The following is a 24,272-nucleotide window of genomic DNA, read 5'->3' as shown; positions in this document are numbered from 1 at the left end:
CGTCAGACAGCGGCGGCGACGACGGCCACGGCACCGGCCACGATGACGGCGAGGGCGACGGCCAGCAGCGCGGAACCGGCCATCGCCACCGCCGCGAGCACACCCACGACCGTGAGGACGCCCGCGAGGACGATCCCGGCGTGCGGATCCTCGAGCAGTGCCGACGGGTTCTTCGGACGGTGGGGGAGGTGTGGTGCCGCCATGTCTGTTCTCCGACTCGTTCGTCCGACTGCCGGGCGGCGAGCGCGTCGCCGGGTGTCCCGGAGTGGTCCGGATACCGAGAATCCCCGGCGCCGGTGTCACACCCGACGCGGGAAAATCACGAAATGATAACGACGTATAACATTTCGATGCGGCGTCCGTTTCTCCTGCGACGAGAAGCGGGACGCCGACGTCCGGCCCGTCGCCGGGACCGGGCGGGCGGCCTAACGGGCCAGCGCCGGCAGCACCGCGCCGAGGACGTGCGGCATCCACGGCGCGAACACCTGTGGGGTCTGCTCGACGTCGCGCACGACCTCGGCGAGGGACTGGAACCGCACCTCGGCCACCTCGCTCGGAACGGGACGAGGAGCCGTGTGCACGCGTCCGACGACGACGTGGTCGAACTCGTGCTCCATGAGCGACGAGTCCGGATCGTGGGCGGAGTAGACGACCGAGGCCACTTCCCGCAGGTCCGACGGGCGCACACCCAGTTCGTCCCAGCTACGCCGGGCCGCAGCGTCGAGCACGCTCTCACCCGGGAGGGGATGCCCACAGCAACTGTTGGCCCAGAGGCCGGCGAAGTGGTACTTGTCCAGGCTCCTGCGTTGCAGCAGGACGTTGCCGTCGGCATCGAGGAGGAACGCCGAGAAGGCGCGATGCAGCGGTGCCGGAGGGCGGTGCGCTGCCACCTTCTCGGCGGTTCCCACTTCCCGACCGTCGCGGTCGACCAGCACGACAAGAGTCACGACGTCTCCACCTCCCCGTTCCACATTCCCACAGTTGCGGCGTCTCCTCACGACGAGGCTCCGCGCGGCGTCGAAGGGGATTCGGGGCCGCCCCCGGCGCGGATGGGTCCGTTGCCCGGCCGGTTCAGACCGCCCCCGCGAAACCGTGCTGACGCCACGCCTCGTACGTGACCACCGCCGCCGCGTTCGACAGGTTCAACGAGCGCCGGCCCGGCAGCATCGGAATCCGCACCCGGGTCGTGACGTGGGGATCGGCGAGCACCTCGTCGGGCAGTCCCGTGGGTTCCGGCCCGAAGAGGAACACGTCGCCGGGCCGGTACTCGAGTGCGGCATACGACACGCTCGCATGCGCGGTGAACGCGTACACCCGCTCCGGCCGCAGCGCGGCCCACGCGGCCTCGAGGTCCTCGTGCACGCTCACCGACGCCAGATCGTGGTAGTCCAGGCCCGCGCGGCGCAGTTTCGGCTCGGAGAGATCGAATCCGAGCGGCCCCACCAGATGCAGCTCGCAGCCGGTCCCGGCGACCATGCGGATCGCATTGCCGGTGTTGGGTGGGATGCGCGGCTCGTAGAACATCACTCGGAACACCGATTCAGCTTGCCAGTTGCACCTCCGGCGGTGCCGCCGGGGACCGACCGCGCCCGGAGCGGACAGCCGCGCGGTGCCGGACGTGCGGCTGACCGGTGAGGCTGCGTCCGACGTTGCCGGGCGACCTGAGACAATGACGGTTGTGACTGCGACGATCCTGGACGGTAAAGCGACCCGCGACGAGATTTTCGAGGACCTGAAGGCCCGCGTGGCCGCGCTGAAGGCGAAGGGCATCACCCCCGGCCTGGGCACCGTGCTCGTCGGCGACGACCCGGGATCGGCAGCGTACGTGCGCGGCAAGCACAACGACTGCGCCAAGGTCGGGATCAACTCGATCCGCCGCGACCTGCCCGCCGACACGACGCAGGAGCAGCTCGACGCGGTGATCGACGAGCTGAACGCCGACCCCGGCTGCACCGGCTACATCGTGCAGTTGCCGCTGCCTGAGCACCTGGACGAGAACGCCGCGCTCGAGCGCATCGATCCCGACAAGGACGCCGACGGTCTGCACCCGATCAACCTCGGCCGCCTGGTCCTCGGCAAGGAGGCGGCCCTGCCGTGCACCCCGCGCGGCATCGTGCATCTGCTGCGCCGGTACGAGGTGCCGATCGCGGGCGCCCACGTGGTGGTGGTGGGCCGCGGCGTCACCGTCGGCCGGCCGATCGGGCTGCTGCTCACCCGCCGCAGCGAGAACGCGACGGTCACTCTCTGCCATACCGGCACGAAGGACCTCGCAGCGGAAGTACGGCGTGCGGACATCGTCGTCGCCGCTGCGGGTGTGCCGGGACTGATCACCGCGGACATGGTCAAGCCGGGTGCGGCGGTCCTGGACGTGGGTGTGAGCCGGACCCCGGAGGGCCTGCGCGGCGACGTGGCCGCCGACGTCGGCGAGGTTGCCGGGTTCCTGTCGCCCAATCCCGGTGGCGTCGGCCCCCTGACCCGTGCGTTCCTGCTGGCGAACGTGGTCGAGCGAGCCGAACAGCTCGCCGGCCGCTGAGCCCGTGGTGCACCTGGCCGGCGCGGAGCGCTGGTTGCGGCTGGCCCGGCGGAACCTGCCGTTGCTGGCGGTGACGGTCGTCATCGCCGCGGCGGTGATCCTCGTCCTGGCGGACCGGTGGCGTCGTGGCGCGTTCGTCTTCGGCAGCGCCACCCTGCTCGCCGGTCTGCTGCGCCTGTGGGTGCCCGAGGATCAGGTCGGTGTGCTCGCCGTGCGCAGCCGGGCCTTCGACGTGTCCGCGCTCCTCGTCGTGGGCGGACTCGTCATCGCCCTGGCGGTCTCGATCGATCCGCTCGGCACCGGATGAGCCGCTCGGCACCGGATGAGCCGCCGGGCCGCGGCCCGGCGGCGCGCGGCCCTCAGCCTCGTGCGAGGGTGACGAGCTCGGTCAGGAGTTTGGCGACGGCGTCGGCCTCGGTGAGGAAACCGTCGTGACCGTCCCGGGACTCGAGGACGCGCAGCCCGTCGCAGCCCGGCAGGCCGTCGGCGATCTCCTGTTGCAGCCGCAGCGGATACAGGCGGTCGGAGTCCACGCCGGCGACGATCGTCGGCACCGGGGTGGATCCGAGTGCGGCGGCCACACCGCCCCGCCCGTGTCCGACGTCGTGCCGGTTCATCGCCTGGGTGAGCGCGACGTACGTACCGGGATCGAACCGCGCGACGAGCTTGTCGGCCTGGTGCTCCAGATAGCTCTGCACCGCGTATCGTCCGCCGTTCCAGGGGTTTTCGCTTCCCTGGGGGGAATTGGCGAAGCGGGTGTCGAGTTCGCCCTCGGTCCGGTAGGTCAGGTGTGCGATCCGCCGTGCGATGCCCAGCCCGGCCCGCGGCACCCGTCCCGTTCCGTAGTAGTCCCCGCCCTGCCAGTCCGGGTCGGCGGTGATGGCGGCGATCTGCGTGGTCTGGGTGCCGATCTGGTCGGCGGTGGCGCGGGCGCCGACGGCGAGGACGAGGGCCGCCTGCACCCGTTCCGGATACCCGATGATCCACTCGAGCGTCCGCATGCCGCCCATGGACCCTCCGGTGACGGCCGCCAACCTGTCGATGCCGAGCGCATCGGCGAGCGCGACCTCGGCGGCGACCTGGTCGCGCACCGTGATGCCGGGGAACCGGGAACCCCACGCCTTGCCGTCCGGAGCGGGCGAACCCGGTCCGGTGGTGCCGCGGCAGCCGCCCAGCACGTTCGTCGCCACGACGCACCACGTGTCGGTGTCGATCGGCGCGCCCGGACCGACCATCCCGGTCCACCAGCCGGGCGACGGGTGTTCGGGTCCGGCGGGCCCGGTCACGTGCGAGTCCCCCGTGAGGGCGTGTTCGACGAGGACGACGTTGTCGCGCGACGGCGACAGCCGGCCCCATCGTTGCACCGCCACGGTCACGTCGGGCAGGGTCGCGCCGGACTCGAGCGTCAGCGGCCCGATGTCGACCGTCCCGAGACGGCCGTCCTCCGGCGGCAGCTCCACGTGGCGCCGGTCGACGCGCGCCGTCAAGACGCGACCGCCTCGAGGCCGGTGGTGAGGTCGGTGAGGATGTCGTCGATGTTCTCGATGCCGACGGCGAGGCGGACCTGGCCGGGGGTGACGCCGGCGGCGAGTTGTTCGGCGGCGGTGAGTTGGGAGTGGGTGGTGGAGGCGGGGTGGATGACCAGCGAGCGTACGTCGCCGATGTTGGCGACGTGGCTGTGCAGGGTCAGCGCGTTGACGAACTGCTTGCCGGCGTCGATGCCGCCGGCGAGTTCGAAGGTGACGATGGCGCCGGCGCCGCGGGGGGCGAGGTGCCGGGCGCGGTCGTGCCAGGGCGAGGAGGGCAGGCCGGCGTAGGCGACGGCGGTGACCTCGGGGCGGCGGTCGAGGAATTCGGCGACGCGCTCGGCGTTGGCGACGTGGCGTTCCATGCGCAGGCTCAGGGTCTCGAGGCCCTGGGCGATGAGGAAGGCGTTGAACGGGGAGACCGCGGCACCGAGGTCGCGCAGCAGTTGCACGCGGGCCTTGAGGGCGTAGGCGGGGGCGCCGAGGTCGGCGTAGACCACGCCGTGGTAGCTGGGGTCGGGGGTGGTGAACTGGGGGTGGCGGGGGGCGCCGTCGGGGCCGGTGCCGGTCCAGTCGAAGGTGCCGCCGTCGACGAGGACCCCGGCGATGGCGGTGCCGTGGCCGCCGAGGTATTTGGTGGCCGAGTGCACGACGATGTCGGCGCCGTGTTCGAGGGGGCGGATCAGGTAGGGGGTGGCGACGGTGTTGTCGACGATCAGCGGCAGGTGGTGGGCGTGGGCGACGGCGGCGATGCCGGGGATGTCGAGCAGGTGGTTCTTGGGGTTGGCGATGGTTTCGCCGTAGAGGGCGCGGGTGGTGGGGCGGATCGCGGCGCGCCACTGGTCGAGGTCGTCGGGGTCGTCGACGAAGGTGACCTCGATGCCGAGGCGGGGCAGGGTGTAGTGCAGCAGGTTGTAGGTGCCGCCGTAGAGGTAGGGGCTGGCGACGATGTGGTCGCCGGCGGCGGCGAGGTTGAGGAGGGCGTAGGTTTCGGCGGCCTGGCCGGAGGCGAGGAGCAGGGCGGCGACGCCGCCTTCGAGGGCGGCGATGCGTTGTTCGACCGCGTCCTGGGTGGGGTTCATGATGCGGGTGTAGATGTTGCCGGGTTCGGTCAGGCCGAACAGGGCGGCGGCGTGGTCGGTGTTGTCGAAGGTGTAGCTGGTGGTCTGGTAGATCGGCAGGGCGCGGGCGCGGGTGTCGCCGCCGGCGGGCTGTCCCGCGTGGATCTGCTTGGTCTCGAAGCTCCAGCCGTCTTCGCGCCGGGTGTTCTCGCTGTCGGTCATGATGTCCTTACTGGCCGTGGTCGGGAGGTCGGGGCGGCTAGTGACGACAGCTCATGATCACAACCCTCATGACGAATACCTCCATCGGACCGGCTTGTCGTGCGGCGTGTCGCCGGACGACCGGGTCATCACCCGGAGCACCCCACCCTGGCCGGAGGGTTGCCGACCAGCAAGCCGGGGCTTCACGCTGGTACTCATGACCTGGCGCGAGTCTAGCGGCTCGAACAGACGCTTCGGTAGGCGACCCGTACCTGCCGGCGGAGGGCGCCTGAGCAGGCGAAAGTTACCCGCGGGTAGCCGGGGGTGCGCTTGGCGGGCCGGGGCAATAGCAGTACGCTCGTCTTGTTTGGACCGTGTTCCGTACGTGTGAGCACGCCATGAATGGTTCATTGAGCCGACCACGATCGCACCCACAAAGTGGGATCGACTTGGGACCAGGGACACTTCCTAGGAGGACGCGAAGCGCACATGTCCAAGATCAAGGTTGAGGGAACGGTCGTCGAACTCGACGGCGACGAGATGACCCGCATCATCTGGCAGTTCATCAAAGACAAGCTGATCCATCCTTACCTGGATGTGAATCTCGAGTACTACGACCTCGGCATCGAGCACCGCGATGCGACCGACGACCAGGTCACCGTGGATGCGGCCAACGCCATCAAGAAGCACGGCGTCGGCGTCAAGTGCGCCACCATCACTCCCGACGAGGCCCGGGTCGAGGAGTTCGGCCTGAAGAAGATGTGGCGTTCGCCCAACGGCACGATCCGTAACATCCTGGGCGGCACCATCTTCCGTGCCCCGATCATCATCTCGAACGTGCCCCGTCTGGTGCCGGGCTGGACCAAGCCGGTCATCGTCGGCCGTCACGCCTTCGGCGACCAGTACCGCGCCACCGACTTCAAGGTCGACCGCCCGGGCACCGTCACCATCACCTTCACGCCGGAGGACGGCTCCGAGCCGATCCAGCACGAGGTGTGCCAGATTCCCGAGGACGGCGGCGTCGTCATGGGGATGTACAACTACAAGAAGTCCATCCAGGACTTCGCGCGGGCCTCGCTGTCCTACGGCCTGCAGCAGAACTACCCGGTCTACCTCTCGACCAAGAACACGATCCTCAAGGCCTACGACGGCATGTTCAAGGACGAGTTCCAGCGGATCTACGAGGAGGAGTTCAAGGCGGAGTTCGACGCCGCCGGACTCACCTACGAGCACCGCCTCATCGACGACATGGTCGCTTCCTCGCTCAAGTGGGAAGGCGGTTACGTCTGGGCCTGCAAGAACTACGACGGCGACGTCCAGTCGGACACCGTCGCACAGGGCTACGGTTCGCTGGGCCTGATGACCTCCGTGCTCATGACCCCGGACGGAAAGACCGTCGAGGCCGAGGCTGCCCACGGAACCGTCACCCGGCACTTCCGGCAGCACCAGGCCGGCAAGCCGACGTCGACCAACCCGATCGCGTCGATCTTCGCCTGGACCCGTGGTCTCGAGCACCGCGGCAAGCTCGACAACACCCCCGAGGTGATCGAGTTCGCCCAGCAGCTCGAGGACGTCGTCATCAAGACCGTCGAAGCCGGCCAGATGACCAAGGACCTCGCCCTGCTCATCGGACCCGAGCAGGCCTGGCTGACCACCGAGGAGTTCCTCGCCGCGCTCGACGAGAACCTCCAGAAGGCTCGCGCCTGACGCACGGACCGCACACGACGGGACGCCCCTGCCGGGGGCGTCCCGTCGTCGTTGCGGGTCGGGTCCGTCCGCTACGGTGACCGGCGTGCCTCATGTCGTCTCCACCGTCAACGTCAACGGCGTCCGTGCCGCCGCCGGCAAGGGACTGCTCGCCTGGCTGGCCACCGAGCCCGCCGACATCGTGTGCCTGCAGGAGGTGCGCGCCACCGAGCAGCAGTTCCATGCGGCGATCGCGCCGGCCCTCGATGCCGGGTGGTACGTCGTGTCGGCCGAATCGGAGGCCAAGGGCCGTGCCGGGGTCGCGATCCTGTCGCGGCGCCCCGCCGACTCCTCCCGCGTCGGGTTCGACGAGGACGAGTTCGCGGCCTCCGGACGGTACGTCGAGGCGGACTTCGGCGATCTGACCGTCGGCAGTCTGTACCTGCCCACCGGGGAGGCCGACACCCCGAAGCAGGAAGAGAAGGAGCGGTTCATGGCGTCGTTCGCGGCGCACCTGAACCACCGGGCCGCCGAGGCGGAGGCCGCGGGCCGGCACATGGTGGTGTGCGGGGACTGGAACATCGCCCACACCGAGCGCGACATCAAGAACTGGAAGGGCAACGTGAAGAAGTCCGGGTTCCTGCCCGGCGAACGCGCCTGGCTCGATGCCCTCCTCGCCGACGGCCGCTGGGTCGACGTGGTGCGCGCCCTGCACCCCGACGTCGACGGCCCGTATTCCTGGTGGTCCTACCGCGGCAAGGCGTTCGACACCGACGCCGGCTGGCGGATCGACTACCACCTCGCGACGGCGGGGCTGGCCGCCCGGGCGAAGGAGGCCCGCGTCGAGCGCGCTGCCACCTATGCCGAGCGCTGGTCGGACCACGCCCCGGTCACCGTGCAGTTCCGCTGATCCGGGCGGACCCCGCGATCGGAGCCGACCTCCCGGGAGCGGCTCTTCCCGCACGTGAAAGTATCGACAACCATGGCGAGCACTGCAGAACAGAACACCACCACGCCGACCGCCCGGCCCCGGGTGCTGTCGGGTATCCAGCCGACCTCCGATTCGTTCCACCTCGGGAACTTCCTCGGCGCGCTGCAGCAGTGGGTTCCGTTGCAGGACGAGTTCGACGCCTACTACTTCATCCCCGATCTGCACGCGATCACCGTGCCGCAGGATCCGAAGGGGTTGCGCCGGCGCACTCTGCGGGCGGCCGCGCAGCTGCTCGCCGTCGGCATCGACCCGGACCGGTCGGTGCTGTTCGTCCAGAGCCAGGTACCCGAGCACGCCGAGCTGGCGTGGGTGCTGAGCTGTATCACCGGCTTCGGCGAGGCGGGCCGGATGACGCAGTTCAAGGACAAGTCCGCCAAGGAGGGCACCGAGCACGCCAGCGTCGGTCTGTTCACCTACCCGGTGCTGATGGCGGCGGACATCCTGCTGTACCGGCCGCAGCGGGTGCCGGTGGGGGAGGATCAGCGTCAGCACCTCGAGCTGACCCGGGATCTCGCCCAGCGGTTCAACACCAGGTTCGGCAAGACGTTCGTCGTTCCCGAGCCGCAGATCATCAAGGGCACCGCCAAGATCTACGACCTGCAGAACCCCACGGCGAAGATGAGCAAGTCCGCCGCGACCCCGGCCGGCCTGATCAACCTGCTCGACGATCCGAAGGTTTCGGCGAAGAAGATCAAGTCGGCGGTGACGGACAACGAGCGCGAGATCCGCTTCGACCCCGCGAACAAGCCCGGCGTGAGCAACCTGCTCACCATTCAGGCCGCCCTGTCCGGCCGGCCCGTCGACGAACTCGTGGCCGGCTACGCGGGCAAGGGATACGGCGACCTCAAGACCGACACCGCGGAGGTGCTCACCGAGTTCGTCACCCCGTTGCAGGCGAAGGTGGACGAGTACCTCGCCGACGAGGCGGAACTGCTGCGCATCCTGTCGACCGGCGCCGACCAGGCCCGCGAGGTGGCTTCCCGGACACTCGGCCAGGTCTATGACAAGGTGGGATTCCTGCCCCGCAAGTGAGCCGGGGCGTGCGCCGGACGCAGCACACGGGCGGCGGAACGCGGAAGGAGTTGCCCACCGATGGCCGACGATTCCACCGAACCGTCGAAACCGGGGTTTCTCGAGCGGCAGCGCGCGGCGCATCCGGCACTCGACCATCTGGTGCGGGCCGGCCTGCGATACCAGGAGCAGAAGGGCGACTACTACGCGGCAGGGATCACGTACTTCAGTGTGCTGTCCCTGATTCCCATCCTGATGCTGTCGTTCTCGATTGCCGGCTTCGTGCTCGCGGGCCGGCCCGAGACCCTCGAACAGCTGCAGACCGCGATCGCCCAGAACATCCCCGGTGAACTCGGCGCGACGGTACAGGGCCTGGTCGACTCCGCGATCGCCTCCCGCAGTGCCGTGGGCACCCTCGGTCTGCTCACCGCCGCATATGCAGGAATCGGCTGGATCACCAACCTGCGGGACGCGCTCACCGCGATGTGGGACCATCCGCACGGCAAGACGGGGTTCGTGCGCACCAAGGTCAACGACGTGCTGACCCTCCTCGGCCTCGGCCTCGCCATCGTGGCGTCGCTGGCCTTGTCGGCCGCGAGCAGCGGACCGGTCATGGACTTCTTCGTCGGTCTGCTGCGGCTCGAGAACGTGCCCGGCGTCGGCGTGGCACTGACGGTGGCGACGATCGCCATTTCCGTGTGCGCGACGTGGGTGCTGTTCACCTGGGTGATCGCCCGGCTGCCCCGGGAACCCGTCACCTTCCGCAGCGCGATGCGCGCCGGCCTGCTCGCCGCCGTGGCGTTCGAACTCTTCAAGCAGGTCGGTTCGATCTACCTCTCCCGGGTCACCAGCGGCCCCGCCGGAGTGGCCTTCGGCCCGATCCTCGGCGTACTGGTGTTCGCGAACCTGACCGCCCGGATGGTGTTGTTCGCCACGGCGTGGGCGGCATCGTCCAAGGAGAATCTGGTCATGGCTCACGTGCCGCCCCCGGAGCTGGCACGGATCACGCCGCGCGTGGAGGTGCACGAGGGGCCCGGGCTGCGTGGCGGTCTGGCGCTCGTCGGTGCCGGAGCGCTCGGCGGGGTCCTGCTCAGCGAGCGCTCGCGCGCCATTCGTCGAGCTGCGCGATCGCGGTTTCGGCGGTAGCGACCGCCTCGTCGCGGTCGACGCGGGCGAGGAGCAGCGTGCTCGTCGACAGCGACGTCAGTACCCGCACCCGCCGGGCGAGCGTCTCGTCGTCGGCGGCGGGATCGAGGGCGCGCAGCGCGTGCGCGAACGCGGTCGCCAGCTCGGTGCGGTAGGCGGTGACGACCGCGCGTTGCGTCTCGTCGTGCGCGGCGAGGCCGGCGGCGCTGTTGAGCAGCAGGCAGCCGCGGCGCGGCGAGTCGTCCGGGAGGGCCGCGACGGTGCGGGCCAGCGCCCGGAAGTAGCGTGCCGCCGCATCGGGGGCGGTCGGTTCGTCGGTGAGGACGCGCAGCCGGGGGCGGACGACACGGTCGAGGTAGTCGCGAACGGCCGCGTCGAACAACCCGCGCTTACTGGTGAAGGCGTTGTAGAGACTCGACCGGTTCAGGCCCGTCGCCCGCTCGAGCTCGGGGACGGAGGTGGCCTCGAAGCCCTTGTCCCAGAACAAATCCCGTGCCCGTTCCACGACGTCGGCGGTGTCGAACCCCGGTGGCCGTCCCATGCGTCCTTCCGATCTCCGTTGTGCAATGACCGGTCCAGTATATATTGGAAAGGTCAGTTCAATACTCCGGAGCCGCCGGGAACTGCCTCAGCGGCTCGAGACGTGAGGAAGGTTCACACCCGGTGACCTCTAGCACCCAGATCCAACTGGTCCGGCGCCCCGTCGGCTGGCCGTCGCACGACGACTTCCGCACCGTGACGGTCGACCTGCCCGACCTCGGTCCGAACCAGGTCCGCGTCGTCAACGAGTTCGTCTCGGTCGACCCCTACATGCGGGGACGGATGAACGACGTCAAGTCCTACATCCCGCCGTTCGCCCTGGGCGAGACCATGACCGGCGGCGCCGTCGGCCGCGTCGTGGAGTCGACGTCGCCGGCCCACCCCGTCGGCTCGGTCGTGCTGCACGATCTGGGCTGGCGCGACGTCGCGCAGGGCGACGCCAGGGCCTTCCGGGTGGTCGACGAGCTTCCGGGGGTTCCGATTTCCGCCTACCTCGGCATCCTCGGCCTGACAGGGCTGACCGCCTACGTGGGTCTGATGCACATCGCCCGCCTGCAGCCGGGTGACACCGTCTTCGTCTCCGGCGCCGCCGGAGCAGTGGGCACCGCCGCCGGACAGATCGCCCGGCTCGAGGGCGCGAGCCGGGTGCTCGGCTCCGCCGGCTCCGAGAGCAAGGTCGCGATGCTCACCGAGCGCTACGGCTACGACGACGCGTTCGACTACAAGTCGGCGCCCGTGCGGCGTCAGCTGCGCCGGGCCGCGCCCGACGGGATCGACGTGTACTTCGACAATGTCGGCGGCGACCATCTCGAGGCAGCCCTCGACGTCCTGCGCGACGGCGGCCGGGCCGCCCTGTGCGGCGCAATCGCCCTGTACAACAACACCGAACGCACGGCCGGGCCGGACAACATGGCCAACATCATCACCCGGGGGCTGACCCTGCAGGGCTTCACCCTCGGCCACTACACCCACGTCTTCCCCGAGTTCGCGGCGAAGATGGGGCCGTGGCTCGCGGCCGGCGACGTGGTGTTCGACGAGACGGTCGTCGACGGCATCGGCAACTCGGTGGACGCCTTCCTCGACCTCATGCGCGGGCGCAACGTCGGCAAGATGCTCGTCCGGACCGCCTGACGTCCGGAGCCGGAACGGCCGGCGTCGCGCAGCGGAAGAGTCGCTGTAGCACCGGGCGGGCCCACACCCCCGGCCGTAGAGTCGGGCGCATGAAAGCCCTCCAGTACACCGAGATCGGCTCCGAGCCGGTCGTCGTCGACGTCCCGACTCCGTCGCCCGGGCCGGGTGAGATCCTGCTGAAGGTCACCGCGGCCGGGTTGTGCCACTCGGACATCTTCGTGATGGACATGCCGGCGGGGCAGTACGCCTACGGTCTTCCCCTCACCCTCGGCCACGAGGGTGTCGGCACCGTCGCCGAACTCGGTGACGGCGTCACCGGATTCGAGACGGGGGACGCCGTCGCCGTGTACGGGCCGTGGGGTTGCGGTGCGTGCCACGCGTGCGCGCGTGGCCGCGAGAACTACTGCACCCGCGCCGCCGAACTGGGCCTCACCCCGCCCGGTCTCGGCTCGCCCGGGTCGATGGCCGAGTACATGATCGTCGACTCGGCGCGCCACCTCGTCCCGATCGGGGACCTCGACCCGGTCGCCGCGGTTCCGCTCACCGACGCCGGCCTGACGCCGTACCACGCGATCTCGCGGGTCCTGCCGCTGCTGGGACCCGGCTCGACGGCGGTCGTCATCGGGGTCGGCGGACTCGGGCACGTCGGCATCCAGATTCTGCGCGCAGTCAGCGCGGCCCGCGTGATCGCCGTCGATCTCGACGACGACCGCCTCGCACTCGCCCGTGAGGTCGGTGCCGACGCGGCGGTGAAGTCGGGCGCCGGTGCGGTGGACGCGGTCCGGGAACTGGCCGGCGGTGAGGGGGCGACGGCGGTGTTCGACTTCGTCGGCGCCCAGAGCACGATCGACATGGCCCAGGAGGTGGTCGCGGTCGACGGGCACATCTCGGTCGTCGGCATCCACACCGGCGCGCATGCCAAGGTCGGCTTCTTCATGATCCCGTTCGGGGCCTCCGTCGTGACCCCGTACTGGGGCACCCGGTCCGAGCTGATGGAGGTCGTGGAGCTGGCCCGCGCCGGCCGGCTGGACATCCACACCGAGACGTTCACCCTCGACGAGGGGCCCACGGCCTACCGGCGGCTGCGCGAGGGCAGCATCCGCGGTCGCGGCGTCGTCGTTCCGGGCTGATGCGACGACGAAGGCTCCGCACTCGGATCGAGTGCGGAGCCTTCGTCGGGTACGGGGATCAGCGAGCGAACAGCAGCGCGCGCTTGACCTCCTGGATCGCCTTCGTCACCTGGATGCCGCGGGGGCACGCATCGGTGCAGTTGAAGGTGGTGCGGCAGCGCCACACGCCCTCGACGTCGTTGAGGATGTCGAGACGCTCGGCGGCGCCCTCGTCACGGCTGTCGAAGATGAACCGGTGCGCGTTGACGATGGCGGCGGGGCCGAAGTAGCTGCCGTCGTTCCAGTACACCGGGCACGAGGTGGTGCAGCACGCGCAGAGGATGCACTTGGTGGTGTCGTCGAAGCGGGCCCGGTCGGCCTGCGACTGGATCCGCTCGCGGGTGGGCTCGTTGCCGGTGGCGATGAGGAACGGCTTCACGGCGCGGAACGCGTCGAAGAAGGGTTCCATGTCGACGACGAGGTCCTTCTCGACCGGCAGGCCGCGGATCGGCTCGACGGTGATGGTCACCGGCTTGCCGTCCTTGGGCAGCATGTCCTTCATCAGGATCTTGCAGGCCAGGCGGTTGACGCCGTTGATCCGCATCGCGTCGGAGCCGCACACGCCGTGCGCGCAGCTGCGGCGGAACGTGAGGGTGCCGTCGAGGTAGCCCTTCACGTAGAGCAGCAGGTTGAGCATGCGGTCCGACGGCAGCGCCGGAACCTGGAAGCTGTCCCAGTGCTGACCCTTGCCGTCCTCGGGGTTGAACCGCGCGATCTTGAGGGTGACCATCGTGGCGCCCTCGGGCACGGGTGGCAGGTTCGAGACGTCGGCTTCGTTCTTCTCGAGGGTTGTCATCAGTACTTCCGCTCCATCGGCTCGTAGCGGGTCTGCACCACCGGCTTGTAGTCCAGGCGGATGGGGGAGATCAGCTCCGTCCCCTCCTTGTAGGCCATGGTGTGCTTGAGGAACTTCTCGTCGTCGCGCTTCGGGAAGTCCTCGCGGGCGTGACCGCCGCGCGATTCCTTCCGGTTGAGCGCACCGGCGACGGTGACCTCGGCCATCTCGAGCAGGAAGCCCAGCTCGACGGCCTCGAGCAGGTCGCTGTTGTAGCGCTTGCCCTTGTCCTGGACGGTGATGTGCTTGTACCGCTCCTTCAGCGCGTGGATGTCCTCGAGCGCCTTGGTGAGCGTCTCCTCGGTGCGGAACACCGAGGCGTTGTTGTCCATGGACTGCTGCAGCTCGCTGCGGATGTCCGCCACGCGCTCCTTGCCGCCCGCGCCCAGGATCCGCTCGAGCCACTCCACGACGTTGCGGGCCGGGTCCTCCGGCAGGTCCACGTGGTCGTGGGTGTTCGCGTACTCGGCGGCAGCGATGCCGGCGCGACGGCCGAACACGTTGATGTCGAGCAGCGAGTTGGTGCCGAGGCGGTTGGCGCCGTGGACGGAGACGCAGGCGCACTCGCCGGCGGCGTACAGGCCCGGGACCTCGTCCTCGTTGTTGCGCAGCACCTCACCGTTGATCTTGGTGGGGATGCCGCCCATCACGTAGTGGCAGGTCGGGTACACCGGCACGAGCTCGGTGACGGGGTCGACGCCGAGGTAGGTGCGGGCGAACTCGGTGATGTCCGGGAGCTTCTCCTCGAGGACGTCCTCACCGAGGTGGGTCACGTCGATGTAGACGTAGTCCTTGTTCGGTCCGGCGCCGCGGCCCTCGAGCACCTCGAGCACCATCGAGCGGGCGACGATGTCGCGGGGCGCGAGGTCCTTGATGGTGGGGGCGTAGCGCTCCATGAAGCGCTCGCCGTCGGCGTTGCGGAGGATGCCGCCCTCGCCGCGCACGGCCTCGGAGATCAGGATGCCCAGGCCCGCGAGTCCCGTCGGGTGGAACTGGTGGAACTCCATGTCCTCGAGCGGCAGGCCCTTGCGGAAGATGATGCCCATGCCGTCACCGGTGAGGGTGTGCGCGTTGGACGTCGTCTTGTACATCCGGCCCGAGCCGCCGGTGGCGAACACGATCGACTTCGCGTGGAAGATGTGGATCTCGCCGGTGGCGAGCTCGTAGGCGATGACGCCGGTGGCGACGGGACCCTCGGGGGTCTGCGTCAGCGCGATGTCGAGGGCGTAGAACTCGTTGAAGAACTCCACGTCGTGCTTGACGCAGTTCTGGTAGAGCGTCTGCAGGATCATGTGGCCGGTGCGGTCGGCCGCGTAGCAGGCGCGCCGTACCGGGGCCTTGCCGTGGTCACGGGTGTGGCCACCGAACCGCCGCTGGTCGATCTTGCCCTCGGGGGTGCGGTTGAACGGCAGACCCATCTTCTCGAGGTCGAGCACCGCGTCGATGGCCTCCTTGGCCATGATCTCCGCAGCGTCCTGGTCGACGAGGTAGTCGCCACCCTTGACGGTGTCGAAGGTGTGCCACTCCCAGTTGTCCTCCTCGACGTTCGCGAGGGCGGCGCACATGCCGCCCTGCGCGGCGCCGGTGTGGCTGCGGGTGGGGTAGAGCTTGGTCAGAACTGCGGTGCGGGCGCGGGGACCGGCCTCGATGGCCGCACGCATGCCGGCGCCGCCGGCACCGACGATGACCACGTCATAACGATGTTCCTGCATGAAGTCGTAGCTCCCCTAGCTCGCAACGATGTTGGGGTCGAAGGTGAAGATCACGTAGGTGCCCAGGCCCATGATCAGGATCATCGACACGACCAGGATCGTGTTGAGCCAGAATCGGGTCGAGTCCTTGCGGGAGTAGTCCGCGATGACGGTGCGCAGGCCGTTGCCGCCGTGGAGCTGCGCGAGCCAGAGCATCGACAGGTCCCAGAACTGCCAGAACGGGCTGGACCAGCGTCCGGCGACGAACGCGAAGTTGATGCGGTGCACGCCCTCGTCCAGCATCAGCATGATGAACAGGTGGCCGAGCACCAGGATGATCAGCGCAAGGCCGGACAGGCGCATGAACAACCAGGCGTAGAGCTCGAAGTTGTTCTTCGCGGCACGGCGCGGGGAGCGCGGATTGTCGAGGCTGGCCGGGCGGTCGTACGCCTTGCCGAGAGTCTTGGCTTCAGTCATCTCAGTGCCCCGCAAACATGTTGTAGAAGATGCGACCGGCGGCCGGGATCATCACCACGAACCAGATCGCCAGGACCGTCCAGAGCATCACCCGCTGGTACTGCGGGCCCTTGGACCAGAAGTCCACGAGCATCACGCGCAGGCCGTTGAGGGCGTGGTAGAGCACCATCGCCACCAACCCGAGCTCCATGAGCCCGACGACGGGATTCTTGTAGGTCTCGATGACACTGTCGTAGGTTTCGGGATTCACCCGGACGAGTGCCGTGTCCAGGACGTGGACGAAAAGGAAGAAGAATGTCGCCACGCCTGTGATCCGGTGCAGAACCCAGGACCACATGCCCGGGTCTCCCCGGTAAAGCGACCGTGTGCGCCCCGGTGCGGGAGCGGCTTCAGTCGTGCTGCTCATCGAGTGCTGTGCCTCCAACGTCAATGGTGGACGCGTCGAGCCTCTCCAGCCTCTGGGGGATTCCGCAGCACGGGCTCGACGTGAACCTGAACCGACTTCGACCGACTTTAGTCCTATTCGAAAGTCGGGAACTAATTCGCGTGGCGGTTCGTACGGCCGCCGAATTGCAAGTTAGGTTTGCCTTTCCAACTGTGATCTGGCCCGGCCGGGTCGGTGAATCGTGGAATCGGCCACCGTGACAGGATGGGCAACTATGCCGGACGTAGACTGGAAAACCTTGCGCGCCAAAGCACATGAGGTGATGGGACGCGCGTATGCACCCTACTCCCGTTTCCCGGTGGGGGCCGCGGCGCTCGTGGACGACGGACGGATAGTCGTCGGATGCAATGTGGAAAATGTCTCACACGGAGTGGGCCTGTGCGCCGAATGCGTACTGGTCGGTAACTTGATTTCCAGTGGCGGCGGGCGATTGCGTGCCGTCGCCGTCTGCGACGCTCGCGGAGCCGTCCTGAGCCCGTGCGGGCGCTGCCGGCAGATCCTCGCCGAACACGGTGGCCCCGGCCTCGAGGTCGACACGCACCGCGGACCGCGCCCCATTTCCGAACTGCTGCCGGACGCGTTCGGGCCCGGCGACCTGGACGCGGTGCGCGAGACGGGAGGGACCGACCGTGCCTGACGCCCTGTCGATCATCACCCGCAAACGGGACGGCAAGGAACTCAGCGGCGCCGAGATCGACTGGATCATCGAGGCGTTCACCCGCGGCGTCGTCGCGGACGAGCAGATGGCGGCCCTCGCGATGGCGGTCTACTTCCGGGGCATGACGCGCGCCGAGACCGCCCGCTGGACCACCGCAATGATCGACTCGGGCCGGCGCCTCGACTTCACCGGCCTGGGCCTGCCCACCGTCGACAAGCACTCCACCGGCGGTGTAGGCGACAAGATCACCCTTCCGCTGGCCCCGCTCGTCGCCGCCTGCGGCGTCGCAGTACCCCAGCTCTCCGGCCGCGGACTCGGCCACACCGGCGGCACCCTGGACAAGCTCGAGGCGATTCCCGGCTGGCGGGCGGAAATGAGCACCACCGAGATCGCCGAGATCCTCGCCGACCCGGAGGTGGGTGCCGTCGTCTGCGCGGCCGGCGCCGACCTCGCCCCGGCCGACCGCCGCCTCTACGCCCTGCGCGATGTCACCGGCACGGTCGAGTCCATTCCCCTGATCGCCAGCTCGATCATGAGCAAGAAGATCGCCGAAGGCACCGGCGCCCTCGTCCTCGACGTCAAGGTCGGCTCCGGGGCGTTCATGAAGAACCTGGGCGACGCCCGCGAGCTCGCCCGCACCATGGTCGAGCTGGGCGAGGACGAGGGACTGCACACCACCGCGCTCCTCACCCGGATGGACGTCCCGCTCGGACGCACCGCCGGCAACGCCCTCGAGGTGCGCGAGGCCGTCGATGTACTCGCCGGTGCCGGCCCGCCCGACGTGGTCGAGCTGACCCTCGCCCTCGCCCGCGAAATGCTCGCCGCCGTCGGCCGCGACGACGTCGACCCCGCGGACCGGCTGCGCGACGGCACCGCCATGGACCGGTGGCGCGCGATGATCGCCGCGCAGGGCGGGGACCCCGACGCACCGCTGCCCACGGCCCGGTACACGGAGGAACTGCGCGCACCCGGCGACGGCGTGCTGGCCGAACTCGACGCGATGGCGGTGGGTGTGGCCGCATGGCGACTCGGCGCCGGGCGGGAACGGCAGGGCGAACCCGTGCAGGCCGCAGCGGGGATCGAGCTGCACGCGAAGCCGGGGGACAGGGTCCGCGCCGGGGACACGATCGCCACCCTGCACACCGACACTCCGGCGAAGTTCCCTGCCGCGATGGCGACCCTCGGCGAGGGCGTGCACATCTCCGATTCCGCGCCGGCGACACGGCCGCTCGTCGTCGAGCGGATCACCGCCTAGCCGACTACCGTCGGGGCATGACGGAGCCGGCGACGACGACACTGACCGAACCCGCCCTGCGGACCGCGCCGAAAGTGCTTCTGCACGACCACCTCGACGGCGGTCTGCGGCCGGGAACCGTGCTCGAACTGGCCGATGCCTGCGGATACCGGCTGCCGGCCGGCACGGAGCCCGAGCTGGCGCGCTGGTTCCGGGACTCGGCCGACAGCGGGTCGCTCGAGCGCTACCTCGAAACGTTCGCGCACACCGTGGCCGTCATGCAGACCCCGGACGGCCTCGAGCGAGTCGCCCGCGAATGCGTGCTCGACCTCGCCGCCGACGGCGTCGTCTACGCCGAGGTCCGGTTCGCGCCCGAACAGCACCTCGAGCGGGGGCTCGACCTGGACTCCGTGGTCGAGCACGTGCTCGAAGGTTTCCGATCGGGGGAGTCCGCGGTGGAGGCCTCCGGGGCCCAGCCGATCCGGGTGCGGCTGCTGCTCACCGCGATGCGGCACGCCGCCCGGTCCCGGGAGATCGCCGAACTCACGGTGCGGTTCCGCGACCGCGGCGTCGTCGGGTTCGACATCGCCGGCGCCGAGGCCGGCTACCCACCGAGCCGGCATCTCGATGCCTTCGAGTACATGCGCGCCGCCAACGCGCACTTCACGATCCACGCGGGAGAGGCATTCGGACTGCCGTCCATCCACGAGGCCATCGCGTTCTGCGGCACCGACCGCCTGGGCCACGGCGTGCGCATCGTCGACGACATCACCGTCGCCGAGGACGGCACCGCCACCCTCGGCCTGCTGGCGAACTACGTGCGCGACAAGCGGATCCCACTCGAGCTGTGCCCGAGTTCGAACGTGCAGACCGGTGCCGTCGACACCCTCGAACGGCACCCGTTCGACCTGCTGGCGCGTCTGCGGTTCCGGGTCACCGTCAACACCGACAACCGGCTGATGAGCGACACCACGATGAGCAAGGAGATGATGCGGCTCGTCGAGACGTTCGGGTACGGATGGTCCGACCTCGAGCGGTTCACGATCAACGCGATGAAGTCCGCGTTCCTGCCGTTCGACCAGCGGCTCGAGCTCATCGACAACGTGATCAAGCCCGGCTACGCCGTCCTGATCGGCTGACGGTACCGCCGGCGGTCGTCACCTCGTAGGGTCGAGGTATGAGGGACCGCGTCCCGCCCTCGGCAACTCTCGGCGACGTGCTCGCCGCGCGCCGCCGCCGCCGGTTCGTCGGGCGTTCGGCCGAACTCGAACTGGTACGTGCCGCACTCGACGCGCCTCGATCCCCGTTCTCGGTGCTGTACCTGTACGGACCCGGAGGGATCGGCAAGACGAGCCTGCTCGACGAGGTCGCCGATCTCGCCGTGGCTGCCGGATCCGCTCTCGTGCGTCTCGACGGGAGAGACCTCGTCCCCGACCCGGTTGCCGTGCTCGCGGCTTTGGCGGACCACCTCGACGTGGACGCGGACCGAATCGCCACCACCTCCGGGCAACGGCTCGTGACGGTGATCGACACGTACGAGGCACTCGCACCGATCGACGGCTGGATCCGCCGGAATCTGCTGCCGCGGTTGCCGGAAGACGCGATAGTCGTGATCGCGGGACGGAATCCACCGTCGCCGCAGTGGCAGTCGGATCCGGCATGGGGCGATCTGCTGCGAGTGGTGTCGCTGCGCAACCTCGCGCCACCGGAGAGCGTCGAGTACCTGCGCGCCGCCGGGGTCCGCGACGACCTGCACGAGCGCCTCTGCCGCGTGGCCCACGGCCACCCGTTGGCGCTGTCGTTGCTCGCCGACGCGGTGCTCCGCGGCGGCAGCGCCGACGCGGATCCGCTGACCCCCGACCTCGTGGGGACGCTGCTGCACCGGTTCGTCGACGAGGAACCAGGCACTGTCCGCCGTCGGGCACTCGAGGTGTGCGCCCTCGCCCGCGTGACCACGGAATCGCTCCTGCGGGACGCGCTCGGGGCGGACGACGACTGCGCCCACGACGCGTTCCGGTGGCTTCGGGGCCTGTCCTTCGTCGAGACCGGAGCCGACGGTCTCCATCCTCACGACCTGGCCCGCGACGTCATCGACGCCGACCTGTGGTGGCGGGACGCCGACAGCTACGCCGACGTCTTCCGCCAGGTGTGGCGGCACATCCACCGGGCGCTCGATTCGGCGACCGGCCGGCGGCAACAGCAGGCGATCTTCGATCTCAAGTTCGTGTTCCGCAACCTCGCCGGCGTGCTGTCGCCGGTGCAGTGGGAGAGCTGGGGCCGGCACTATCCCGAGCCCGCCACCGTTGCCGACCACGCGGCGGTCGTCGAGCTGGTCCGGGCTGCAGAGGGCGAGGAATCCGCACAGCTCGCACGGTGGTGGCTCGCACGGCAACCGGACGGCTTCTTCGTGCTCCGGGACCTGGACGGGACCGTCCGCGGGGTGATCGGGCTGCTGGACCTCACCCGCGCCACCGAGGCGGATCGGGTCGGCGACCCGGGCGCCGCGGCGGGATGGCGGGCCGCGCAGCGATGTACGCCGCTGCGCGAGGTCGAGGTCGTCACCCAGACCCGCTTCGTCGTGGACCGGGAGGCGTACCAGGACCCCTCGCCGACGCTCAATGCAGTCCCGATTCTCACGATGCAGCGATGCCTTACCACTCGGGGTCTTGCCTACGACGTGCTCGTCCTGGCCGAGCCGGACCGGTGGGACGACTACTTCGCGGTGGCCGATCTGCCGCGGGTCGACGGCGGCGATTTCGTCGTCGGTCGCCGCCGGTTCGGCTTGTTCGCCCACGATTTCCGGCGCGTCCCGGTCGACGCCTGGCTCGAGCGGGTGACGGAGCGGGCGCTGGCTCGCGGTCCGTCCCCCTCCGTGCCCGGCGCACCCGTGCTGCTCGTGCTCTCCCAACCCGAGTTCGCGCAGTCGGTCAAGCAGGGACTGCACGACCTGCGGCGACACGACCTCCTCGCCCGCAATCCGCTGCTGCGAACTCGGGTGCTCCACGACCGGACCGGCTCCGGGGAGCCTGACGCTGCGCTGCTCGAGGAGGTGCTGCGCGACGCGGTCACCACCCTGGCCGACCATCCCCGCGACGACAAACTGCTGCGGGCCGTGGACCGGACGTACCTGCGACCGGCCGCGACCCAGGAATCGGCCGCAGCGGCGCTCGGCCTGCCGTTCAGCACGTATCGCAGGCATCTGACCGCAGGGGTCGAGCGGATCGTGTCCTGGCTGTGGGACCAGGAGGTGTACGGCCGCCGGCAGTGAGCACAGTCGAGTACCGAACGGACTGGTGACCGAGCAGATTCCGGCCGCATGCTTCTCGCACTCGAACGAGGAGGTGCCGGAAATGACGACACGAATCGGTGAGCGTGCCGTGGTACTCGGAGCGGGAACGGCCGGTCTGCTGGCCGCACGGGTGTTGTCGGATGCGTACTCGGATGTGGTGGTGATCGACCACGACAGGCTGCCGGACGGCGCCGCGGCGCGGCGCTGTGTGCCGCAGGGACGCCACATCCATGTGCTGGTGGCCGGCGGGATGCGCGCCATGGAGGAGCTCCTGCCCGGCCTCACCGCAGAACTCGTCGCAGACGGGGCGCCGATGGTGGACCAGTGCGGCGACGTGCGCTGGTATCTCGGCGGCCACCGCCTCCGGCAGGCGGCAAGTGGCCTGACGGCGGTGAGCGCGAGCCGGCCGAATCTCGAACGTCGGATACGGTCCCGCGTCGCCGCACTACCCGGAGTGCGGATCGTCGACCGGTGCGACGCCCTGGGGCCGACCGTGAGCAGTGACGGTCGACGGGTCACCGGCGTGCGCGTGCTCCGCAGGGCGGACGGCAGCGTCGAGGAAGTCCTCGACGCCGACCTCGTCGTCGACGCCACCGGGCGCGGTTCGCGAACCCCGGCGTGGCTCGAGCAGCTCGGATACCCCCCGCCCGCGCGGGAGGAGGTCCGCGTCGATCTCACGTACGTCACCCGCACCTACACTGCCGATCCGGCACACATGGGCAGCGACCTGGGCATTCTGCTCGCGCCGTCCCCGCCCGACCCGCGCGGCGCCGCTCTCCAGACGATCGAGAACGGCCGCTGTCTCGTGACGGCGGTGGGCATGCTCGGTCAGCGGCCTCCGGCCTCACCGGAGGGCTGGGTGGACTTCGTGCGGTCCTTGCCGTGGCCGGACGTGTACGACGCGATCCGGGACGCCGAACCGCTCGACGCACCCCGGTCGTACCACTTTCCGGCAAGCCGACGCGTGCGCTACGAGCGGTGCCGGCGGCTGCCGCAGGGACTGCTGGTGATCGGCGACGCGGTGTGCAGCTTCGACCCGATCTACGCGCAGGGAATGAGCGTCGCGGCGTTCGAAGCCGTGCTCCTCGCCGAACACCTGGCCCGCGGCTGGGAACCGGACCCGCACCGGTGGTTCCGGGACGTGGCGAAGGTCGTCGCCGTGCCCTGGGACATGGCGACCGGCGGAGACCTCGCCTGGCCGGAGGTCGAGGGCCGGCGCGGCGCGAAAGTGCGCGTGGCCAACCGTTATCTGCCGCTCGTACACGCCGCTGCCGTACAGGATGCCGAGGTGGTCCGGGCATTCTTCCGCGTCGCGGCGATGGTGGACCCGCCGGGCAAACTGTTCGCCCCGCCGATGCTCCGCCGGGTGCTCCGGCGATCGGTCAGTGCTTGTGCAGCCGGGCCTCGAACTCCCGCTCGAGAGCCCGCCACGCCTCGGCCTCCGCGGTGAACGGCGCGCTGGGCGCGAGCCGCGTCGGATCCGGTTCGAGCACGTAGTTGACGAACCAGCCCAGCTCGGTGGAGCCGGCCAGCGCGGCGTCGGTGCTGTCGTCCTCGGCGTAGTTCGCGGCGTCGGTGAACAGCTCGACCGCCAGATCCAGCTGATCGGCGTCCACCGCCTCCGTGCCGTGCTCGATGTCGTCGGCGATCCCGGGCAGCACGTACACGTTCTCGTCCGTCACGTCGATCTCGAGGGAACCGTCCGTCGCTGCGTGCCGGATGTCGTCGTAGGTGTTCAGCGCCGCCAGATCGTGGTCGTGGTGGTCGGCCAGATAGCGCGCCAGGGCGCGCTCGGTGGGGAACACCATTATCGTCCCGTCCCGGCCGAGGAACAGCGCATCGTCGTCGAGGTAACAGCGCAGGGTGAACCACGTGCCGTCGGAGGCGATGATCTTGACCGGGTCGATTCCGACCGCGGTCCAGAAGCTCGTCTCCTCGTCCCCGTCGACGAACTCGTACTCCTCGTCCTCCGCCTCCTCGGCCGCGTCCTCGGCCTCGACGACGTTCTCCTCGGCCGCGACGAGTTCCGCTTCGGCTTCGGCGATGAGTTCGGGGTCCACCGCGGGTGACTTCACGACGCCGTCGATCGCGTCGAGCACCCCGTCCCAGTCCTCGGCAACGGCCGCGCCGACCCGATTCCACAGTTCCACGCCCTCGCGGCCCTCGAACGCCGCGACTCCGTGGCTCAGCAGCGCCTCTATCTCGGCCCGCTCGAAGAACTTCGTCACCGGCTCGAGTTCACACACGTCGCCGAGGACGGACGCGATGTCGAACGTGTTCTGCAGTTCGGCGACGGACTCCGGATCCGCGTCGTCCGCCACGAGTTCCGGCACGCCGATCAAGTCGTACGAATGGCTCTCGTCCGGCTCGAACTCCTCCGCCGCGAGTTTGGACACGACCGGCCAGGCCGGATGCTCGACGAGGTCGTTGTCGGCGCCGGAGCGGACGAACGCGACGAGCTCGGCCACCGCACCGAACGCATACAGATCGTCACCGTGGCCGAGGAACGCCTCCCATTCGTCGTCGCCCTCGCGCCACCGCGGCGCCCAGAGGGTCGCGACGTCGCCGTCGGTGAGACCGAGCTCGATCGGGACGATGTCTCCAGCCATGGTCGCCAAGCCTAGCCATCTCCGGGCCGAAGACATAGC

Annotated in this window: 24 protein-coding genes and 1 riboswitch; of the genes, 13 read left to right on the top strand and 11 right to left on the bottom strand. The window is 69.6% G+C overall.

Annotation, left to right across the window (positions count from 1 at the left end):
• Positions 1–2 precede the first annotated feature (2 nt).
• The 3 genes from AC2IPW_RS16615 to AC2IPW_RS16605 form a co-directional block, all read right to left on the bottom strand.
• Complete coding sequence (locus AC2IPW_RS16615) at positions 3–203, bottom strand: hypothetical protein (RefSeq protein WP_003937995.1); 201 nt, start codon at positions 201–203, stop codon at positions 3–5.
• A 222-nt stretch (positions 204–425) separates the two neighbouring features.
• Entirely contained in the window at positions 426–947 is a 522-nt protein-coding gene (gene idi / locus AC2IPW_RS16610; RefSeq protein ID WP_235157466.1) for an isopentenyl-diphosphate Delta-isomerase, read from the bottom strand.
• Between the two features lie 124 nt (positions 948–1,071).
• Entirely contained in the window at positions 1,072–1,536 is a 465-nt protein-coding gene (locus AC2IPW_RS16605; RefSeq protein WP_003937993.1) for a tRNA (cytidine(34)-2'-O)-methyltransferase, read from the bottom strand.
• A 142-nt stretch (positions 1,537–1,678) separates the two neighbouring features.
• Here AC2IPW_RS16605 and AC2IPW_RS16600 point away from each other — a divergent pair, with 142 nt between their 5' ends.
• Positions 1,679–2,533, top strand: a complete 855-nt coding sequence (locus AC2IPW_RS16600; protein WP_003937992.1) for a bifunctional methylenetetrahydrofolate dehydrogenase/methenyltetrahydrofolate cyclohydrolase — start codon at positions 1,679–1,681, stop codon at positions 2,531–2,533.
• A gap of 4 nt (positions 2,534–2,537) precedes the next feature.
• Positions 2,538–2,840 carry a DUF3017 domain-containing protein gene (locus AC2IPW_RS16595; protein WP_003937991.1) on the top strand — a complete coding sequence of 101 codons (303 nt, stop codon included), beginning with the start codon at positions 2,538–2,540 and terminating at the stop codon, positions 2,838–2,840.
• 52 nt (positions 2,841–2,892) lie between these two features.
• On the opposite strand, the gene metX is transcribed toward AC2IPW_RS16595, so the two are convergent.
• Together metX and AC2IPW_RS16585 are read right to left on the bottom strand one after the other, a co-directional pair.
• Positions 2,893–4,020, bottom strand: a complete 1,128-nt coding sequence (gene metX / locus AC2IPW_RS16590) for a homoserine O-acetyltransferase MetX (protein WP_040783352.1) — start codon at positions 4,018–4,020, stop codon at positions 2,893–2,895.
• Positions 4,017–5,342 (bottom strand): bifunctional o-acetylhomoserine/o-acetylserine sulfhydrylase, encoded by a 1,326-nt coding sequence (locus tag AC2IPW_RS16585; protein WP_416061415.1) that lies wholly within the window; start codon positions 5,340–5,342, stop codon positions 4,017–4,019. Before AC2IPW_RS16585 ends, metX begins: the two co-directional genes overlap by 4 nt.
• An 86-nt stretch (positions 5,343–5,428) precedes the next feature.
• A riboswitch (SAM riboswitch) is annotated at positions 5,429–5,544 on the bottom strand.
• A 266-nt stretch (positions 5,545–5,810) separates the two neighbouring features.
• Here AC2IPW_RS16585 and AC2IPW_RS16580 point away from each other — a divergent pair.
• From AC2IPW_RS16580 to yhjD, 4 genes are all read left to right on the top strand, one after another.
• Positions 5,811–7,028 carry an NADP-dependent isocitrate dehydrogenase gene (locus AC2IPW_RS16580; protein ID WP_003935745.1) on the top strand — a complete coding sequence of 406 codons (1,218 nt, stop codon included), beginning with the start codon at positions 5,811–5,813 and terminating at the stop codon, positions 7,026–7,028.
• 85 nt (positions 7,029–7,113) lie between these two features.
• Entirely contained in the window at positions 7,114–7,917 is an 804-nt protein-coding gene (locus AC2IPW_RS16575) for an exodeoxyribonuclease III (RefSeq protein WP_200863125.1), read from the top strand.
• A gap of 72 nt (positions 7,918–7,989) precedes the next feature.
• On the top strand, positions 7,990–9,030 hold the full coding sequence (gene trpS / locus AC2IPW_RS16570; protein WP_003935743.1) for a tryptophan--tRNA ligase: 1,041 nt from the start codon (positions 7,990–7,992) through the stop codon (positions 9,028–9,030).
• 60 nt (positions 9,031–9,090) lie between these two features.
• On the top strand, positions 9,091–10,155 hold the full coding sequence (gene yhjD, locus AC2IPW_RS16565; protein WP_416061414.1) for an inner membrane protein YhjD: 1,065 nt from the start codon (positions 9,091–9,093) through the stop codon (positions 10,153–10,155).
• Here the strand turns inward: yhjD and AC2IPW_RS16560 are convergent.
• On the bottom strand, positions 10,100–10,696 hold the full coding sequence (locus tag AC2IPW_RS16560) for a TetR/AcrR family transcriptional regulator (RefSeq protein ID WP_003935740.1): 597 nt from the start codon (positions 10,694–10,696) through the stop codon (positions 10,100–10,102). The genes yhjD and AC2IPW_RS16560 overlap by 56 nt on opposite strands.
• A gap of 122 nt (positions 10,697–10,818) precedes the next feature.
• Here AC2IPW_RS16560 and AC2IPW_RS16555 point away from each other — a divergent pair, with 122 nt between their 5' ends.
• A complete protein-coding gene (locus AC2IPW_RS16555; protein WP_371383551.1) occupies positions 10,819–11,826 on the top strand; it encodes an NADP-dependent oxidoreductase in 1,008 nt (335 codons plus the stop codon).
• An 89-nt stretch (positions 11,827–11,915) separates the two neighbouring features.
• Positions 11,916–12,956, top strand: a complete 1,041-nt coding sequence (locus AC2IPW_RS16550) for an NAD(P)-dependent alcohol dehydrogenase (RefSeq protein ID WP_416061413.1) — start codon at positions 11,916–11,918, stop codon at positions 12,954–12,956.
• A 58-nt stretch (positions 12,957–13,014) separates the two neighbouring features.
• On the opposite strand, the gene AC2IPW_RS16545 is transcribed toward AC2IPW_RS16550, so the two are convergent.
• From AC2IPW_RS16545 to sdhC, 4 genes are read right to left on the bottom strand one after another with little or no spacing between them, the layout of a single operon-like run.
• Positions 13,015–13,791, bottom strand: coding sequence for a succinate dehydrogenase iron-sulfur subunit (locus AC2IPW_RS16545; protein ID WP_003935736.1), 777 nt, complete (start codon positions 13,789–13,791; stop codon positions 13,015–13,017).
• Entirely contained in the window at positions 13,791–15,542 is a 1,752-nt protein-coding gene (sdhA, locus tag AC2IPW_RS16540; RefSeq protein ID WP_289378740.1) for a succinate dehydrogenase flavoprotein subunit, read from the bottom strand. The genes AC2IPW_RS16545 and sdhA overlap by 1 nt, the downstream gene beginning before the upstream one ends.
• Before the next feature lie 15 nt (positions 15,543–15,557).
• Positions 15,558–15,998 (bottom strand): succinate dehydrogenase hydrophobic membrane anchor subunit, encoded by a 441-nt coding sequence (locus AC2IPW_RS16535; protein ID WP_003935734.1) that lies wholly within the window; start codon positions 15,996–15,998, stop codon positions 15,558–15,560.
• 1 nt (position 15,999) lies between these two features.
• On the bottom strand, positions 16,000–16,404 hold the full coding sequence (gene sdhC, locus AC2IPW_RS16530) for a succinate dehydrogenase, cytochrome b556 subunit (RefSeq protein WP_072786530.1): 405 nt from the start codon (positions 16,402–16,404) through the stop codon (positions 16,000–16,002).
• 253 nt (positions 16,405–16,657) lie between these two features.
• Here sdhC and AC2IPW_RS16525 point away from each other — a divergent pair, with 253 nt between their 5' ends.
• The 5 genes from AC2IPW_RS16525 to AC2IPW_RS16505 all read left to right on the top strand — a co-directional run bounded on the left by AC2IPW_RS16525 (position 16,658) and on the right by AC2IPW_RS16505 (position 23,074).
• The gene (locus tag AC2IPW_RS16525) at positions 16,658–17,080 is read left to right on the top strand and encodes a cytidine deaminase (RefSeq protein ID WP_416061412.1); all 423 of its coding nucleotides are present in this window, start codon (positions 16,658–16,660) and stop codon (positions 17,078–17,080) included.
• Entirely contained in the window at positions 17,073–18,356 is a 1,284-nt protein-coding gene (locus tag AC2IPW_RS16520) for a thymidine phosphorylase (protein WP_371383552.1), read from the top strand. Before AC2IPW_RS16525 ends, AC2IPW_RS16520 begins: the two co-directional genes overlap by 8 nt.
• A gap of 17 nt (positions 18,357–18,373) precedes the next feature.
• Positions 18,374–19,474: an adenosine deaminase gene (locus AC2IPW_RS16515; protein WP_289378742.1), complete on the top strand. Its 1,101-nt coding sequence runs from the start codon at positions 18,374–18,376 to the stop codon at positions 19,472–19,474.
• Positions 19,475–19,512: 38 nt separating this feature from the next.
• Positions 19,513–21,603: an ATP-binding protein gene (locus AC2IPW_RS16510; RefSeq protein WP_486375215.1), complete on the top strand. Its 2,091-nt coding sequence runs from the start codon at positions 19,513–19,515 to the stop codon at positions 21,601–21,603.
• Positions 21,604–21,685: 82 nt separating this feature from the next.
• Complete coding sequence (locus tag AC2IPW_RS16505) at positions 21,686–23,074, top strand: NAD(P)/FAD-dependent oxidoreductase (protein WP_486375214.1); 1,389 nt, start codon at positions 21,686–21,688, stop codon at positions 23,072–23,074.
• Here the strand turns inward: AC2IPW_RS16505 and AC2IPW_RS16500 are convergent.
• Positions 23,007–24,233, bottom strand: a complete 1,227-nt coding sequence (locus AC2IPW_RS16500) for a primosomal protein (protein WP_486375213.1) — start codon at positions 24,231–24,233, stop codon at positions 23,007–23,009. The genes AC2IPW_RS16505 and AC2IPW_RS16500 overlap by 68 nt on opposite strands.
• Positions 24,234–24,272: the final 39 nt, after the last annotated feature.

The organism is Rhodococcus sp. NS-SX18, from assembly GCF_057367935.1.
The sequence above is the reverse complement of the archived record's forward strand: the minus strand, read 5'-3'. Positions and strand labels throughout refer to the sequence as shown.

Excerpts from the sequence above, each read along its gene's own strand:
- AC2IPW_RS16615 (WP_003937995.1), bottom strand. The coding sequence starts at position 203 with ATGGCGGCACCACACCTCCCCCACCGTCCGAAGAACCCGTCGGCACTG.
- AC2IPW_RS16585 (WP_416061415.1), bottom strand. The coding sequence starts at position 5,342 with ATGACCGACAGCGAGAACACCCGGCGCGAAGACGGCTGGAGCTTCGAG.
- AC2IPW_RS16580 (WP_003935745.1), top strand. The coding sequence starts at position 5,811 with ATGTCCAAGATCAAGGTTGAGGGAACGGTCGTCGAACTCGACGGCGAC.
- trpS (WP_003935743.1), top strand. The coding sequence starts at position 7,990 with ATGGCGAGCACTGCAGAACAGAACACCACCACGCCGACCGCCCGGCCC.
- yhjD (WP_416061414.1), top strand. The coding sequence starts at position 9,091 with ATGGCCGACGATTCCACCGAACCGTCGAAACCGGGGTTTCTCGAGCGG.
- AC2IPW_RS16560 (WP_003935740.1), bottom strand. The coding sequence starts at position 10,696 with ATGGGACGGCCACCGGGGTTCGACACCGCCGACGTCGTGGAACGGGCA.
- AC2IPW_RS16550 (WP_416061413.1), top strand. The coding sequence starts at position 11,916 with ATGAAAGCCCTCCAGTACACCGAGATCGGCTCCGAGCCGGTCGTCGTC.
- AC2IPW_RS16545 (WP_003935736.1), bottom strand. The coding sequence starts at position 13,791 with ATGACAACCCTCGAGAAGAACGAAGCCGACGTCTCGAACCTGCCACCC.
- sdhA (WP_289378740.1), bottom strand. The coding sequence starts at position 15,542 with ATGCAGGAACATCGTTATGACGTGGTCATCGTCGGTGCCGGCGGCGCC.
- AC2IPW_RS16535 (WP_003935734.1), bottom strand. The coding sequence starts at position 15,998 with ATGACTGAAGCCAAGACTCTCGGCAAGGCGTACGACCGCCCGGCCAGC.
- sdhC (WP_072786530.1), bottom strand. The coding sequence starts at position 16,404 with ATGAGCAGCACGACTGAAGCCGCTCCCGCACCGGGGCGCACACGGTCG.
- AC2IPW_RS16525 (WP_416061412.1), top strand. The coding sequence starts at position 16,658 with ATGCCGGACGTAGACTGGAAAACCTTGCGCGCCAAAGCACATGAGGTG.
- AC2IPW_RS16515 (WP_289378742.1), top strand. The coding sequence starts at position 18,374 with ATGACGGAGCCGGCGACGACGACACTGACCGAACCCGCCCTGCGGACC.
- AC2IPW_RS16510 (WP_486375215.1), top strand. The coding sequence starts at position 19,513 with ATGAGGGACCGCGTCCCGCCCTCGGCAACTCTCGGCGACGTGCTCGCC.
- AC2IPW_RS16505 (WP_486375214.1), top strand. The coding sequence starts at position 21,686 with ATGACGACACGAATCGGTGAGCGTGCCGTGGTACTCGGAGCGGGAACG.
- AC2IPW_RS16500 (WP_486375213.1), bottom strand. The coding sequence starts at position 24,233 with ATGGCTGGAGACATCGTCCCGATCGAGCTCGGTCTCACCGACGGCGAC.